This window comes from Alteromonas pelagimontana (genome assembly GCF_002499975.2).
GTDB lineage: Bacteria > Pseudomonadota > Gammaproteobacteria > Enterobacterales > Alteromonadaceae > Alteromonas > Alteromonas pelagimontana.
This window is the reverse complement of the sequence record NZ_CP052766.1, coordinates 2930126-2945321: the sequence shown is the minus strand read 5'-3', so window position 1 is coordinate 2945321 and position 15196 is coordinate 2930126. Positions and strand designations below refer to the sequence as shown.

General features: G+C 45.1%; 15 protein-coding genes. 5 read left to right on the top strand and 10 right to left on the bottom strand.

What is annotated here, in order from left to right:
* Window positions 1–79 precede the first annotated feature (79 nt).
* The 8 genes from CA267_RS12955 to CA267_RS12920 form a co-directional block, all read right to left on the bottom strand.
* Window positions 80–835: a TIGR04219 family outer membrane beta-barrel protein gene (locus tag CA267_RS12955; RefSeq protein WP_075610440.1), complete on the bottom strand. Its 756-nt coding sequence runs from the start codon at window positions 833–835 to the stop codon at window positions 80–82.
* 3 nt (window positions 836–838) lie between these two features.
* The gene (locus CA267_RS12950) at window positions 839–1831 is read right to left on the bottom strand and encodes a DUF2333 family protein (RefSeq protein WP_075610439.1); all 993 of its coding nucleotides are present in this window, start codon (window positions 1829–1831) and stop codon (window positions 839–841) included.
* A gap of 109 nt (window positions 1832–1940) precedes the next feature.
* On the bottom strand, window positions 1941–2270 hold the full coding sequence (locus tag CA267_RS12945; protein WP_075610438.1) for a hypothetical protein: 330 nt from the start codon (window positions 2268–2270) through the stop codon (window positions 1941–1943).
* The gene (locus CA267_RS12940; RefSeq protein WP_075610437.1) at window positions 2267–2473 is read right to left on the bottom strand and encodes a PspC domain-containing protein; all 207 of its coding nucleotides are present in this window, start codon (window positions 2471–2473) and stop codon (window positions 2267–2269) included. The genes CA267_RS12945 and CA267_RS12940 overlap by 4 nt, the downstream gene beginning before the upstream one ends.
* Before the next feature lie 51 nt (window positions 2474–2524).
* Entirely contained in the window at window positions 2525–3199 is a 675-nt protein-coding gene (gene pspA / locus CA267_RS12935) for a phage shock protein PspA (protein ID WP_075610436.1), read from the bottom strand.
* Window positions 3200–4155: 956 nt separating this feature from the next.
* Entirely contained in the window at window positions 4156–4440 is a 285-nt protein-coding gene (locus tag CA267_RS12930) for a hypothetical protein (RefSeq protein ID WP_075610435.1), read from the bottom strand.
* Window positions 4441–4620: 180 nt separating this feature from the next.
* Window positions 4621–5697: a tRNA dihydrouridine(20/20a) synthase DusA gene (dusA, locus tag CA267_RS12925; protein ID WP_408609394.1), complete on the bottom strand. Its 1077-nt coding sequence runs from the start codon at window positions 5695–5697 to the stop codon at window positions 4621–4623.
* Window positions 5698–6016: 319 nt separating this feature from the next.
* On the bottom strand, window positions 6017–7717 hold the full coding sequence (locus CA267_RS12920; RefSeq protein WP_075610434.1) for a hypothetical protein: 1701 nt from the start codon (window positions 7715–7717) through the stop codon (window positions 6017–6019).
* Window positions 7718–8004: 287 nt separating this feature from the next.
* Here CA267_RS12920 and CA267_RS12915 point away from each other — a divergent pair, with 287 nt between their 5' ends.
* Both CA267_RS12915 and CA267_RS12910 read left to right on the top strand, forming a co-directional pair.
* Window positions 8005–8991, top strand: coding sequence for a glycosyltransferase (locus tag CA267_RS12915; protein ID WP_075610433.1), 987 nt, complete (start codon window positions 8005–8007; stop codon window positions 8989–8991).
* 364 nt (window positions 8992–9355) lie between these two features.
* Window positions 9356–9868: a hypothetical protein gene (locus tag CA267_RS12910; protein WP_075610432.1), complete on the top strand. Its 513-nt coding sequence runs from the start codon at window positions 9356–9358 to the stop codon at window positions 9866–9868.
* A gap of 103 nt (window positions 9869–9971) precedes the next feature.
* Here the strand turns inward: CA267_RS12910 and fghA are convergent, their stop codons facing one another.
* Both fghA and CA267_RS12900 read right to left on the bottom strand, forming a co-directional pair.
* A complete protein-coding gene (gene fghA, locus CA267_RS12905; protein ID WP_075610431.1) occupies window positions 9972–10811 on the bottom strand; it encodes an S-formylglutathione hydrolase in 840 nt (279 codons plus the stop codon).
* Window positions 10811–11950, bottom strand: coding sequence for an S-(hydroxymethyl)glutathione dehydrogenase/class III alcohol dehydrogenase (locus tag CA267_RS12900; RefSeq protein ID WP_075610430.1), 1140 nt, complete (start codon window positions 11948–11950; stop codon window positions 10811–10813). The genes fghA and CA267_RS12900 overlap by 1 nt, the downstream gene beginning before the upstream one ends.
* A 112-nt stretch (window positions 11951–12062) precedes the next feature.
* On the opposite strand from CA267_RS12900, the gene CA267_RS12895 reads away from it, so the two are divergent.
* Genes CA267_RS12895 through CA267_RS12885 form a run of 3 tightly spaced genes read left to right on the top strand, consistent with a single transcriptional unit; the run spans window position 12063 to window position 15192 of the window.
* Window positions 12063–12977 carry an acyltransferase gene (locus CA267_RS12895; protein WP_075610461.1) on the top strand — a complete coding sequence of 305 codons (915 nt, stop codon included), beginning with the start codon at window positions 12063–12065 and terminating at the stop codon, window positions 12975–12977.
* Window positions 12971–13870, top strand: a complete 900-nt coding sequence (locus tag CA267_RS12890) for an acyltransferase (RefSeq protein WP_408609420.1) — start codon at window positions 12971–12973, stop codon at window positions 13868–13870. Before CA267_RS12895 ends, CA267_RS12890 begins: the two co-directional genes overlap by 7 nt.
* A complete protein-coding gene (locus CA267_RS12885; RefSeq protein ID WP_083638582.1) occupies window positions 13867–15192 on the top strand; it encodes a mechanosensitive ion channel family protein in 1326 nt (441 codons plus the stop codon). Before CA267_RS12890 ends, CA267_RS12885 begins: the two co-directional genes overlap by 4 nt.
* Window positions 15193–15196 lie beyond the last annotated feature (4 nt).

The following is a 15196-nucleotide window of genomic DNA, read 5'->3' as shown; positions in this document are numbered from 1 at the left end:
TAACGAGTTTTTTGCAGAAGAGAAAAGATTAATTCTAACTTTTTTATTACCTAAAGTGCTTAGGCCATATCATTTTATGCTAGAAGTGCACTTCTACGCCGATAAAACCGCCGTCATAAGACATATCAGCGTAGACATCATCAAGATCATCAATATCGATATCGACGTTGCGATAACCCAGTTGTACCGTCATATCCACCGCCAGACTTTCAATAAAAGAATAAGTCAGAGCAATTTGATAATCACTGATTTTATGGTCATCAAAAGAAAGGTAGCTACCTTCTGCATAAGCACCCAGGCCGGTAAATGGTAAACCAAACTGCACGCGGCTATAAGCCATAGGTACAATACCCGAAAAATCAGCTGTTCCGCGGGTATCGCTGGCTTCATCGGCAACAGACAGCGAACCATCGATATACTTGCCGTTTATGCCTAAATCAAGGCTAACTAAGTCATTATCGAATATTTCGTAGTAGAGGATGATATCGGTGGCATCCAAATTCACCTGGGTTGCCACTGTGCTGGCGGCAGTATACAAATCTCCCTCGAAAGTAAAACTGCTATCAAGCGTCGTTGCGCCAGATGTATCCAATCCTGTCCGGCCCAACTTCAGGTTAGGGACAAACGGAATCGGATGCTCCAAAGCAATGTAGTAAGCGCCCTGAGTTTTATCGTCGAAATTAAAATCAGCAACAGTATTATCATCGGCAAACCCACCGGAAGTACTGGTTCGCCAACCTTGTGCACCCACATAGACACCAGCAATAGTGTCTGCCATAGCTGGCATTGCAGAGAAAGCGCTGAGAAGAGCTGCGGCTATGACGCATTTTTTCATAGTTTATCCTTGATTAAGAAGTTCAGACAATTCAATTAGAGCAGCATTAGCGCGGGAAATATAATTTGCCATCACCAATGAATGGTTCGCTAAAGTACCGAAGCCGCTACCGTTTAAAATCATCGGACTCCAGACGGGTTGTTGAGTAGCTTCAAGCTCACGAATAATTTGCTGTAGACTTACCGACGCGTTTTTCTTCTCAAGAACATCAGCAAATTCCACTTCTGCTGCGCGCAAAAGGTGCAACAGTGCCCAGGTCGCACCGCGGGCTTCATAGAAATTGTTGTCTAACTCCATCCAACTGGTTTTAACGTCTTTTTGTCCAGAAGTGGGAGTAGAACGTCGGGCCGCAGCATCACCTGCCAAATCGGTATCCGTTCGGTCAGAAGTGACGCTGGCGCTTAAACGCTGGGACAAACTTCCCATTCGCTTCTCAACCTGCTTTAACCATTCGCGTAGGTTATCTGCCCGCGTATAAAACTGACTGTCGCCCACTGTTGGATCGGCTAATTCCCGACGATAGGATTTAAGCAAGGCAATGCCTTCTTTATATTGAGACTCTGCGGAAGGAAACAGCCAGCTGCGGCTATCAATGTTAAACTTAGGCTGAGCCTTTACTAAATAGGGATTTTCGAGAGATTGAGACTGAGAGCGGCTAAAATCTTTTCGCATAGACAATGCCAGGTCCCGTACCGTTTCCAGTACCCCAAACTCCCAGCTTGGCATGTCGTCAAGAAAAATGCTGGGGGGCATCACGTCGTTTGACAAATAACCTCCTGGCTTATTCATCAGGGTTTCGGCTACGGTTATCATTGTCGTTGTCATTGTATAACCGGGAACGGACGTTTGGGTTGGGTTTGCCGCCACTTGTCTGGCGTTCTGCTTAATATCAAAGGTATCTGGCTCAATACTCCAGAAAAAACCGATTATCCAAAAAATTATAAAGAGAATAGCGATTGCAGCGCCAACCCATTTCGCATTTAAATACTGTCTCATGCTTAGCTCTTTTTCCTTAAAGGTATAGGTTCACCAACGCGATGGTAAATGTCATCATACTATACGCTTTCGATATGGTTAATGTTTAGCGAGAACCACAAATGAGACCTTAGGTCGCGTACGAAGGACTTTTGCGGCGTATAAGATACACCAACGCCACCAATAACAATAGAGGCCATAGCGCGATTATGCCAGTAATGAAGAGGGCAAAACCACCGGCAACCACCCCTATTACCACTTCGCCCGCAATACTCATCGCCACTATAAACCCTACAAATACAAAGACAACTGCAACAATTGAAAAAGCGACAAAGGCTTCCCACGGATTTAGCACTTCATCTGCGATTACCCAATGGAGCCCCCACCAATCTTCGGCGACAGCGCCAACGCTTGAAGCAATAAGAACTGCAATGATCACCGCAATCAGGAAATTTTTCATAGTGACCACCGGGGCAACATAAAAACAGCTGCAATATACGCCACCACAGAAATGCCTGGCATTAAAAACAACGCCGCAACTGCAGCTGCCCGCACCCATACTGCATCTACCGAAAGATAGCGCGCCACTCCCGCGCACACTCCACTAATCATAGCTTCACCAACATCACGATAAATACGTTTATCACTTTCTGGTAATTTCATAGCTTCACCCTTTAGATTCGCCCGCCACGGCAGGCGTAATATTATTAACTGCTAAGCTGCGCGATTCTTTTTAAGTGCAGCCAGTTCCTGCTCAATGGCATCGTTCGCTTGTAGATCGGAGAACTGCGCTTTTAACGATGATGCTTCATGATTGCGATCGGATACCAAATCATAAGCATCAACCTGCGCTTCCAAATGATCAATACGCTGTTCATAATGCTGAAATCTGGTCATCGCATCTTCAACTTTGCCACTATACTCAATGTTCTTGACTTTGAGACGCACGCCTATTGATTGATGTCGGCTAACCAAGGCTTTTTGCTTCGCCCGAGCTTCGCTCAGCTTCGCGTTTAACCGGCCCGTATCTTCCTGAATTTTTTCGATAATTTCGGCAATAGATCCCTTCTGTTCGTTAAGCTCTTCAGCCTTTTTCAGGTATTTCTGCTTTTCGACTAAGGCAGCTCGCGCAAGGGATTCTTTGCCTTTACCCATTGCCAATTCTGCATTCTCTTGCCATTGCGTCGCTTGTTTGGTGTACCCGGACAGTTGCCTATCTATATACTTCTGTTCAGCGATATTTTTCGCCGCTACGGAACGCAGCTCAATTAAGGTTTCTTCCATTTCCTGAACAATCAAACGAATGACTTTTTCGGGATCTTCTGCTTTATCTAACAAAGCGTTAATATTGGCTTGAACAATATCGGTTATTCTTGAAAACATGCTCATGTGTCTTCCTCGCTAACAATGATGGGCGTTAAAATGTGGTTACATAGAAAGTAATTACAATTGATGTGCCACAAATTTAACCTTTTGATTCAATTGAATAAATCCCATAACCCCCCTATCACTTCAAACCAATTTTCCTACCTCGCTCCAATATTTTAGTTAAATTAACCAAACAAATTAGTGTTTTTAACCACCACAAACCTGGGTACAGAGCAACTGGTCCAGGAGGCATTCTGCGGTGAATGGCAGCCCCTCACGTAAATGGCAGTTCTCTTTTAAGCGGGTTATGCGAAACTTCAACTCTCGCTGCTGATGTGCAGGTACAATACTTTTCCGCCTTGAGGAGTGCTCACCCAGCGCTTAAAGCAGAACTCGCTGCAATCTAATTAACCCCGACTGGGGATAAGAAGTGTCGGATATACTTTAAGCATCCTTTAAAATCAGGATCTTAGATATAGCAGCCGATAGTTCTTAAGCTAATATTGGCTTATCTTATCCTGGGTTGGGGTTAACTATCTTGAAATGCTTGAATGTTTAAGCAAATATTGGGAGGAAATAACAGAGCAGCAGTAGTGAAAGGTAGTCCAGTACAAGGGAGCACGTGCGCGTACATAATCTGGTAGGGTGATGCAATCTTCAACTTTAATTGTCTGGCAGTAGGCGTCTGAAAAAGCCGCCCTATATGAATACAGCACAAGAGAATGAATAAAAATTTCGCAGCCTTGAGAAGCAAGCACAAATTTCTTATGCGAAACGCCGTAACATTGCCCCTGATGGATCTGCTGGAGCACCCGTGCTTCAAACGTTCGGCAAATAGATCTTCACTTATTGTTTAAAAAAGCATTCGCGACACCTGTATGGCTAAAAACAGCGTCGCGCCCACTTCAAAAGCTGCAAATGGTATCAATATCATCATGAGCAAACTCAGTTGTTGATATCATTGCGGGATGACCAACTTACCCCTGTTTATTCTTTATCGTCTCTGGTTTTAGAGTGTCAGTTTTAGCAATATCAGTAACACTAACTTTACCCACTACGCTTTCACCCGTTAAGCTAAAACGATACGCCGTATTGGCCACAACCTGTTTCACATCTATCTGCAATTCGTTTGTTGTCGTAACTACTGCATGCTTGACAAAGCTACTTAGAACCCGCTCCAAAGAAGATTCCTGAGCTTGCGCCTGTACGGTAAATAGACCTGAAGTTATAAAACTGACTGCGATAAAAGATGTGATTTTCATGGGATGTCCCTACGGTGATTTTGTGCGGCAACCTGTTTGCTGCACTGTAGCAAGGGAATAGCGAAAGACATGCCAAACCAACAACGAACGCTATCTTTTTGATTTTTAAGAAAAGAAATACGTTCCTTAAAAAGCAGCAGAAACAATTTTCGGATCAACAATAAAAATTAGCCAAATTAACTATTGCTTATGGCTAATTTGACTAACTTCCTGAGCTTGCTTTGCTGCGTGATATTCTTCAATTTCAGACTGCGCGGCTTCAACTTGCTCCAGCGCGTTCATCAGCAAATTGGGATCAGGATTTTTACCCGTCCCTTGTTGACTCAAATAACGCCGCCAAATCCGTCCACCAGCTTGTCCTTGAAACAAGCCCAGCATATGGCGGGCGACGTGCCAGGGCTTGAACCACTCATCTGTTTGCTGTTCAATATACGCCTGCATTTGCACCACAAGTTCTCGGCGTGTAGGCACACACCGATGGTCGCCAAAGAGCTCACTATCAATGTTGGACAACAGATAAGGATTAGCGTAAACCTCTCGTCCCATCATTACCCCATCAACAACGGCGAGCTGTTCTTTCGCCTGCTCCAGAGTTTTAACACCGCCATTAATGCTAATGGATAGCTCTGGGTGTTCGCCTTTTAATTGATGCACCCGCGGATAATTTAAAGGCGGCACTTCGCGATTTTCTTTAGGACTCAAACCTTGCAGCCACGCCTTTCTCGCATGCACAATGAAGGTATCACAACCGGCGTTGGCAACGGTGTCGATAAACCGCGCAAAATCAGAGTACTCGTCCATATCATCAATACCAATGCGACATTTAACGGTAACAGGAATATCGACAACAGCTTGCATGGCCCTAATACAATCTGCCACTACGTTCGGTTGCGCCATAAGACAGGCACCAAAACTACCATTTTTTACCCGATCCGAAGGGCAGCCCACATTAATATTGACTTCATCATACCCTCGCGCCTGCGCCATTTCAGCGCATCTTGCCATATCCACAGAGTTACTTCCGCCTAATTGGAGCGCCAGCGGATGTTCTTCCTGACTAAAGGCCATGTAATCACCTTTGCCATAAATAATCGCGCCAGTGGTAACCATTTCTGTATACAACAACGCATGACGTGAAATAAGACGCAAAAAGTAGCGGCAATGCCTGTCCGTCCAATCCAGCATTGGCGCCACAGAGAAACGTCTGTCGATGGCAGGATTGGCAATAGTTCTGTTTAAATTATTTACATCAGACACCTAGGTTATCTCTCTGTCGAATATAGCGTTTTAAGGTTGGCGCTTTTCTCGTTTTGTTCCAGCTTAATAAAAACTCGGGCAAATAGGGGCAAGAAATGCCCTTCTGTCACCACCAATTGGATAAGCGAACGCTAATTTTACCATAATGGAGAATGTACGACGACACAGGTACGGTAGATAAAATCGGGGAGAAGTACGCTATAGGAAATAAAATTCAGGAAAGCCGCTGGGTATCGCTTGGTTCAAGATGACAAGTATTCAAAAAGAAGAGGCTTCGACAACTCCTTGTGTCGAAGCCTGCATTAGGATCTATTTACATTTATATCAGGTTGCTGGCCAGCGCACCTGCCACAGTGGCGGCAACACCGCTACACAATGCGCTAACGAATAACCACCACGCTGCTGTTGATGCAGTACGACGAGCGGCTTCCGACTGACGATAAGCGTTGTGTTTGATGGCATCAATACGCTTTTGCGCTTCAGTTTGATAATGCTCTAATTTAGCTAGTAAGTCTGCTTTAGCTTCATTAAATTTCGCCATATATTCGTCTATGTCCGACTCGTCTACCATACTGTTGTTAGTCAGCAAAGCGCGCACTGTTTGTTCATCCATCCGCGAAACACGTTTGGAAAGAATAGAGGGTGCAGTCTTTGGATTATCCAGCATTTCCATAAAGTCAGACTTCAAGTCGCGATATTTCAGCTCGGGACGATGCATTCTATCGCACCACTGCTGGACTCGGTTTTCAGCATTACTACGTTTAACCGGAAGATTAGGCGTTTGACTGACGTTAGCATTCGCGCTGGAGTCGGTGGTGGTAGAGGAAATTTTATCCATCACCTTATTTACAATACCTAGTACTTTTTCCGCTTTGTTATCATCCATGTCTGGATGCGCGGCTATCGCAGCTTTTATCGAAGACCGGTCAAGCTTTTGGATACGTTGAGAAATTACATCTTTCGACTGCGAGGGATGACTCAGTATTTTCTCAATGTCTTGCTCTATTTGCTCTGAAGACAGTTCATCTCTGCCCGTGCTATCCAAATATTCGGTAATTTTTTTACGATACGTTGCGCCGTCTTCTTCACTACCAGGCGAAAGTTTATCAAACGCGGCTGTCGCTTTTTCCTTGTTAGAGCCGTCTTTTTTCATTGCCGATTTTACATCACCTAAGGTATCAGAAATTTTCTTCTTGTCTTTGTCGCTAATGGAAGAATGTTTACTGGTGACTTCCAAAATTAGCTTACGTGCTGCATCGGGGTCGTCTGTTGTGTACTGCTCCTCAATCTCAATATCATCGATAAGTTTTTCGATTTCTTTTCTCAAATCATGTGCCGTTAAATCCGATGATCCTTTGTTAATATACTCCTTAATTTTCTTATCAATGTCGGATAAGTCAAACTCCTGACGTATTTCATCATGAATGGATTTAACGGTTTCTTTGGCAAATTTCTGAGGATCTGCCTTGTCTGAAGAACTGAAAACTCCTGATAATGCCGCACCAGATTTCGTGATGCTTGACTGAATAAACGAGACAAGGCTGCCACATATACTGGTCATTAATTTGATATCGAAATACAACGAAATGATAAAAAACAGTGCCCAGATAGCCATTCCTGTCACCGCGCCATTCAGTGGACTGGGTCCATCAGCCAAATCCAGTGCCAGCCAGGTTGCCGCGAAAAGAGATATAGTCATTGTGAGAGTCGTAAAAATACCTAACCCTGACAAGATTTTTGAGCTTGTGCTACCCGGAGTGGAATGTTTGGAGCTGTCCGAACTATGATGATGATCGTTGCCTTCACGATCCCTAACGTCACCGATAGCCGTTATGCCCATTGCAATGGCTAGGTTGCTAAGCAAGAATTGGATTCCGATAGCAATAACCACCCCGGCTAGTACACTTGTGAAAAAGTGACCAGATAAAGATATATCGCTTTCTGCTCCTACCTGCGCAAACACGGCAGGACTGAATAATGCCACTCCCGCTAATATGCTGACAACACTCTTTTTTCGCATGATCTATCTCCCATATCGTTAGTTCGGTTATTTGTACTCTCGATTTTTGGTAAAAGATTTTTTTAAGTGTTTATTTATTGCGCGTTAAGGTGATCCCACCTCTGTATTGCTATGGCGGCGAAGAAGCAAATATTTAAGGCGCAATGATTTTTAAGATGGAAATTAGAAAAAATGAGTAGCAAAAAACCTTTGATAATTCGGGAACTGATTGATAATTTGACGGATTAAACGCATTCAGGCTGCCTTCACCATTGTTGGTACAGCGGCTGATAACCATTAGAAAGCTTATGAAAATTCTCCACGCTTATGCTACTCGACTCGCTTTACCTGCTAAAAAATATGGCGGAACTGAGCGAGTAATCTGGTCGTTGGCACAAGCACAAATGCGTGCTGGTCACACGGTAAAGTTTTTAGCGCGTAATGCTGGGGAGTTAGCTAACTCGACTCTAAAATATGACCGCAACAAGCCGGTTCAGGAACAAATTACTGACTGGCCCGACATTGTACACTTTCACTGGCCTTTTGACGAAGAGTTAGCAGTTCCCTATCTCTGCACCGAACATGGCAACGCTGGAATAGCGAGAGACTACAATATCAATACCGTATTTGTATCTCAAAAGCATGCGCAAAATCACAACGCCACATGCTTTGTTTATAACGGTTTAGAATGGAGCGAATATGGTTCACCCAATCTAAACATGAACAACTCGCACTTCCATTTCCTGGGAAAAGCAAGGGCGCTCACGAAGAATCTTCCTGGTGCGATAAACATTGCAAAAAACACGGGTAATAAGCTTAGGGTTTTAGGCGGAAGCAGGTTCAATTTTGGCCGCAACTCCTATTTTAGTTTTGACAAACACGTACGCTTTCACGGGATGGTGGGAGGCGAAAACAAGAATCACCTGATAAAAAATTCCAGAGGGTTAATTTTTCCCGTCAGGTGGGAGGAGCCTTTCGGCTTGGCTATTACAGAAAGCTTGTTTTTAGGGTGCCCCGTATTTGCTTCCCCGTACGGCTCACTACCCGAACTAGTTAAAAGTGAAAAAGTAGGATTTCTCTCCGCAAGTTACGGTGAATTAGAAGATGCAGTCAGGCGCTATGAGAGCTTTGACCGCAAAGCCTGTCATGAGCTCGCCAGGGAAGAGTTTAATGCTGATGTAATGTGCAGGAAGTATTCGCAACTTTATGAACGGGTCGCCAGTGGCCAAGCCCTTAATGCGCAGCGCCCCTATTCTACAAAAGACGTCACTGAAATTCTTCCTCTGAAAGAGTAACAGCGTCTGTAAATAAATCAGCTTGCGCCTCTTTTAAACCAGAAAAGTGTAACCTCTTAACAACTGTCCGAGGTGTGAATCATAACGAGGACACCACTCAGAACGCGCTGTAAAACCTTCCTTGGGCGCTCAGCCGCAGCATTCATGCTGCTTGCACAGCGCCTGCTGCACAGCGCTGCAGACAGTTCTCAATAGTATCCTCGTTTTGCCTTTTCATGTGAGCACACTTACGAACAGCTACTTAGTACCACACAATCTGTTACTAAGACTTTTCGGATGTTCCAGGTAAGCCTATCTGCTCTTGTCTCGTATCAGAATATTATCGTTTGTTCAGCAACAGGTAAGTAAGGGGGTATAAAAAGTCATGACCGCGATGGAAAAAGCAATTGCGCAACGGGATAGATTAAACGAGCGCCTGAGATATACGCTCCTCGCCAGCGCAATCGTATTAGGCATGATGGCTTTTTATACATGGCTACATTTTGACGATCTTTACGCGATGAAGTTAAGCGTTTATCCGACATTGAGTGCAATAGGATCGTTACCAAACATTTTTGGATTACTCGCGTTAGGCCTTATCAATGGCGTCATATCCCATCGTCTTGGCATTGCTCGTCAGAACGTAGCCTTGCAGGCTTTTCTTATTATAACAACGCCCCAGGTTCAAACCGTGATAGATGAAAAGCCGGAAATGGTAGAAGCGTTTATGGAAGCTGCAGATTTACCTGAAAGCTATTCTATTGCCTCTTTAACAAAGATGAATATGCGCCACTTTATGACGTTCGCAAGACCAATTAATAAGGTAATAAATTTGTGGCAAGAAGAGTGGGTAAGTCTGAGTTATGTCGTCTTATCGCTTCAAACTTCGAAAGATTAAAAGCAATTTGCTTAGCCTGCAGATGGAGTCAAATTGATTAGTTCAGAGTACAGTGCAGTTGGAATCCATTCGTTTATAACCTGAATTCCAACTGCAGTTACGGCTACATCAGACCGAGATGACCCGCGTGGAACTGCAAATGCTCATCAATGAAAGAAGCGATAAAGAAGTAACTGTGATCGTATCCTTCATGCATATTAAGCGTAAGTTGCGTTTCACTTTTCTGCGCTGCGTTAATGAGTGACTCCGGTTTGAGCTGCTCTGTCAGAAATTGATCCGCCCGGCCCTGCTCTACCAGCAACGGGATATAATGTTGGCGCTGCGCCAATAATAGCGACGCATCATATTCTTCCCATGCGGTGCGGTTATCACCTAAATAGGCTCCTAACGCCTTATGGCCCCACGGGCAATCTAAAGGATGCGAAATCGGACTAAAAGCTGACACCGATACATACTGTTGTGGATTACGCAAACCTATCACTAACGCACCATGCCCGCCCATTGAATGACCGCTGATGGCTCGCTCCCGCGTTACCGGCAGATTAGCCTCCACCAACTCGGGAAGTTCTTCGGTAATATAGCTGTACATTTGATAATGCTGCTTCCAGGGTGATTCGGTAGCATTGACGTAAAAGCCAGCACCTTTACCCAAATCGTATTCTCCTTGCGAATCGGCAACATCATCACCTCTGGGGCTGGTATCAGGCGCAACAATGGCCATTCCCAGTTCAGCAGCCATTTTCATTGCCCCCGCTTTTTGCATGAAGTTTTCGTCAGTGCAGGTTAAACCCGAAAGCCAGTAAAGCACCGGCACCGGATTATCTTTTGAAGCAAAAGGCGGCAAAAAAACGGCAAAGGTCATGTCACAGTTATTAACCGCTGAAGCGTGGGTATAGCGACAATGCCTACCGCCAAAAGCGCGGTTTTCACTTATTAATTCCATTATTTCGCTGCCCCATCGAAGTGAATAACACTACGAATGCTCTTTCCTTCATGCATTAAATCGAAAGCCTCATTGATATCTTCCAGGCCCATGGTGTGAGTAATAAAGGTCTTTAATGGAATTTCGCCATTGAGATACTGTTCAACAATGCCCGGAAGCTCTGAACGCCCTTTCACACCGCCAAAAGCCGAGCCGCGCCAGACGCGTCCTGTTACTAATTGAAAAGGTCTGGTGGAAATCTCTTTACCCGCGCCTGCCACGCCAATAATAACGGATTCCCCCCAGCCCTTGTGGCAGCATTCCAGTGCAGAGCGCATTACATCCACATTGCCGATGCACTCAAACGAATAATCCACACCGCCATCAGTTAACTCTACTATCACTTCCTGAATCGGCTTATCATACTTTTTCGGATTAATGACATCTGTCGCGCCAAGCTGCTTGGCCAACTCAAATTTGTCTTCGTTTATATCAATGCCGATAATCCTGCTGGCCTTTGCCATTGCTGCGCCAATAATGGCTGACAGGCCGATGCCCCCCAAACCAAATATTGCCACCGTAGCGCCTTCTTCCACTTTTGCAGTATTCAGCACCGCGCCAATCCCGGTGGTGACGCCACATCCGAGCAGGCAAACTTCTTCAAGCGACGCCTTTGGATTCACTTTTGCCAGCGAGATTTCAGGTAGCACGGTATACTCAGAAAACGTCGATGTGCCCATATAGTGATAAATCGTCTCGCCATTTTTGCTGAAACGGCTGGTGCCGTCGGGCATTAATCCTTTCCCCTGAGTAGCACGAATTTTGCCACACAGATTGGTTTTGCCGGATTTACAAAATTTGCACTCTCCGCATTCTGGCGTATACAACGGAATTACGTGGTCTCCGGGTTTCACCGTGGTCACGCCTTCACCTACGGATTCAACGATTCCGCCGCCTTCATGACCAAGGATACTGGGGAATACGCCTTCCGGGTCGTCTCCCGACAACGTAAAAGCATCGGTGTGGCAGACGCCAGAAGCAATTACTTTAACTCTGACTTCGCCTGCTTTGGGCGCGGCCACTTCAATTTCTTCAATAGAAAGCGGTTTACCTGGTCCCCATGCGACTGCCGCTTTACATGTAATTGGTTGTCCGTTCATCTTTTATTTTTCTCCAGGTTTTTGGGTTTTGTTTACTGCTTACAGTAAACGTTCTATCGGATTTTATTTCAAGTTCGTTTACACTAACGGCCAAATTTCAGAGGTAAATACCATGCTAAAGAACGTGGGATATCATTTACGAGGCACATTGGCGTTCCTCCTATACTTTTTGAACACGGTGTTCTGGGCCACGCCCATTATTTTGCTGTCACTGTTTAAGCTTATTCCAATTATGCACTGGCGCCGCTTTATTTCCCACTTGCTGGACAACTGCGCCACTGCCTGGATTACCCTGAACAACGTAACCCAGCGACTGACCAGCAATACGCGCTGGCAAGTCTCAGGAGTAGAGTCACTCAGCCCTAAGGATTGGTATCTGGTTATCGCCAACCACCAGTCGTGGGTAGATATCTTGGTGCTGCAACGGGTTTTCAACCGCAAAATTCCGTTCTTGAAGTTTTTTCTTAAACAAGAACTAATTTGGGTTCCGGTTCTTGGGCTTGCGTGGTGGGCACTGGATTTTCCGTTCATGCGCCGGTACAGCAAAGCGTTTCTCGCGAAGAACCCGCATTTGCTGGGCAAAGATATGGAAACAACCCGTCAGGCCTGTGAAAAGTTCAAGTACAAGCCTGTAAGTATTATGAATTTTATTGAAGGTACCCGCTTCACCTATAAGAAACACGAGAAGCAAGGTTCTCCCTTTACCCATCTACTTAAACCGCGCGCGGGGGGAATGGCTTTTGTACTCAGTGCTATGGGAAATCAGTTACATAAACTTGTAGATGTCACAATTGACTATCCCGGTGGTGTGCCTTCTTTCTGGGACTTTGTTTGTGGCAAAGTCAGTGACATTCGTGTACACGTGGCAGTCACGCCCATTAAAGATATTATGCAGGCAGGTTGTTTTCACGAGGGCGAACTTTTAGACCCGGAACAACGCGAGAAATTCCAGCAGTGGCTCAACCAGCGCTGGGCGCAAAAAGACAACCAGCTATCCAGTATGAATTCAACACAAGCGCCATTATGAGACAGTTTTTCTTCCCGCTGATATTTCTCATCCATACCCCCTTGCAAATAGCGAATCTGGCGGTGTGGGCGAGCCTGGTTATTATCTTCGGCGTAGCGAAACTGCTGCTACCATTCCCCATTCTGCAGCAGCGGTTAGCTAGTGCCATGCATTTTTTCATGTTTTGTTTCGGCAAGACGAGCGTATTGCTCATTCGCTGTTTTAATTCTGTGCAGTTTGAATTTCGAGTACAGGGAGCTCTATCAAAAAAAAGCTGGTATTTGATACTCGCTAATCACATGAGTTATCTGGATATTATTTTGCTTATCGATTTTGCAGCCGAGCGCATTCCGGTGCCAAAGTTTTTTCTGAAACAGGAACTCATCTGGTTACCGTTTGTAGGATTAGGTGCGTGGGCGCTGGACATGCCGTTTATGCGCCGCTACTCCCGCGAATATTTGGAAAAATTCCCTCACAAAAAGGGTATGGATATACAAACCACCAAACGCTTTTGCCAAAAATTTAAACTTACCCCGACAACGGTTATAAATTTTGTGGAAGGCACGCGTTATACGGCAGTTAAACATAAAGTGAGAGGTAGTCAGTACAAGCATCTGCTGCCACCGAAGGCTGGCGGTATTGCCTTCACCTTAGCAACGATGGGCGAGCTTTTTACCAATATTTTGGATATATCGTTGCTCTACCCCGATAACCAGCGGCATCCCATGTTATCCATGCTAAGTGGGCAGCTCTCGCGGGTTGTGATGGACGTTAATGTATTAGATGTGCCGGCGGAGTCTCGTGGCGACTATTATATTGATGAGCAGTTTCGCGGACAGTTTCATACTTGGCTAAATGGCTTGTGGGCGGCAAAAGATGCACGGATCGCCCAATGGATGGAGCAAAAAACGTGAAAGTAGTTTCTTCGTTACGTGAAACTTTTGTGCAGACTATTAAAGAAGTATTTCCGTCTATTACCACAGAAGATCCTCTTTATAATCTCATTGCAGTGGGAGCCATTTTTGTCGCGGCTCTTACGCTGTTGTTTATCAGCCGTTTGATACTTCAGTTTCAGATTACCCGGTGGGTGAAAAAAACGCGCAATGTATGGGATGATGCCTTGCTCGCCCACGGTTTCTTTAAACGACTTATCCATCTGATACCGGCGTTGTTCATTTTTCTGGTTACCTCGATATTAATTAACGCAGACAGCACCCTGCACGGTTTTTTGCTAAAAACGTCCATGCTATACATGCTGTTCACAGCGCTGCTAGCGGTTTTTGCGCTGCTGAACACAGTGCAGGACATTTACAACGCATCTTATTTTGCCAAGCGCGCTTCCATCACCGGTTTTATACAAGTCGCTAAACTGGGTGTTGCCATTCTGGTTATGCTGCTGAGCATTTCCTTAATTATCGGTAAAAGCCCCTTGCTGATAGTCTCCGGATTAACAGCATTAGCTGCGGTGTTACTGCTGATATTTCGCGATACTATTTTGGGTTTTGTCGCGGGAATTCAGATTGCTGCCAACCGCATGTTCAATACCGGTGACTGGATTCAAATTACCAAATTTGAAGTGGATGGTGAGATTATGGAAATAGGTTTGACCAACGTGAAGGTGCAGAACTGGGACAAAACCATTTCCACTATCCCCAGCTATTCCCTGACCAATGAAGCGGTGAAGAACTGGCGTGGAATGCAAGAATCCGGTGGGCGCAGAATAAAGCGTGCGATTTATCTTGATATCCATTCCATCAAGTTATGTAGCCCGCCCATGTTGGAACGATTTTCACGTATCCGATTTATTTCGGATTACATTGATAAGAAAGTGAATGAATTGCGGGCTTATCATAAAGACTATTCTATTGATGAAACTGATTTGTTAAATAGCCGCAATCTTACCAATATCGGTACATTTCGGGCGTATTTACAAGCGTACCTGCAAAAGCACGCTCACATAAACCAGTCACTTACCTTAATGGTACGGCAACTGCCTCCAACTGAATTGGGACTGCCTCTGGAAGTGTATTGTTTTTGTGCCGAAAAAGAATGGACTAAGTACGAAGCTGTTCAGGCCGACATTTTTGATCATATTCTGGCGATGTTACCGAAGTTTGATCTCCGCGCTTACCAACGCGACAGCCATCTGTTCTTCTCAGATGCCGTAAAGCTGCCGCCAGAGCAACCGGCTTCCACACCGTCAGACGAACAGCCTCGCTCTCCAGAGAAGCAATAAAAAA

Coding starts and splice junctions, on each gene's coding strand:
- CA267_RS12955 (WP_075610440.1), bottom strand. CDS start 835: ATGAAAAAATGCGTCATAGCCGCAGCTCTTCTCAGCGCTTTCTCTGCA.
- CA267_RS12950 (WP_075610439.1), bottom strand. CDS start 1,831: ATGAGACAGTATTTAAATGCGAAATGGGTTGGCGCTGCAATCGCTATT.
- CA267_RS12945 (WP_075610438.1), bottom strand. CDS start 2,270: ATGAAAAATTTCCTGATTGCGGTGATCATTGCAGTTCTTATTGCTTCA.
- CA267_RS12940 (WP_075610437.1), bottom strand. CDS start 2,473: ATGAAATTACCAGAAAGTGATAAACGTATTTATCGTGATGTTGGTGAA.
- pspA (WP_075610436.1), bottom strand. CDS start 3,199: ATGAGCATGTTTTCAAGAATAACCGATATTGTTCAAGCCAATATTAAC.
- CA267_RS12930 (WP_075610435.1), bottom strand. CDS start 4,440: ATGAAAATCACATCTTTTATCGCAGTCAGTTTTATAACTTCAGGTCTA.
- CA267_RS12920 (WP_075610434.1), bottom strand. CDS start 7,717: ATGCGAAAAAAGAGTGTTGTCAGCATATTAGCGGGAGTGGCATTATTC.
- CA267_RS12915 (WP_075610433.1), top strand. CDS start 8,005: ATGAAAATTCTCCACGCTTATGCTACTCGACTCGCTTTACCTGCTAAA.
- CA267_RS12910 (WP_075610432.1), top strand. CDS start 9,356: ATGACCGCGATGGAAAAAGCAATTGCGCAACGGGATAGATTAAACGAG.
- fghA (WP_075610431.1), bottom strand. CDS start 10,811: ATGGAATTAATAAGTGAAAACCGCGCTTTTGGCGGTAGGCATTGTCGC.
- CA267_RS12900 (WP_075610430.1), bottom strand. CDS start 11,950: ATGAACGGACAACCAATTACATGTAAAGCGGCAGTCGCATGGGGACCA.
- CA267_RS12895 (WP_075610461.1), top strand. CDS start 12,063: ATGCTAAAGAACGTGGGATATCATTTACGAGGCACATTGGCGTTCCTC.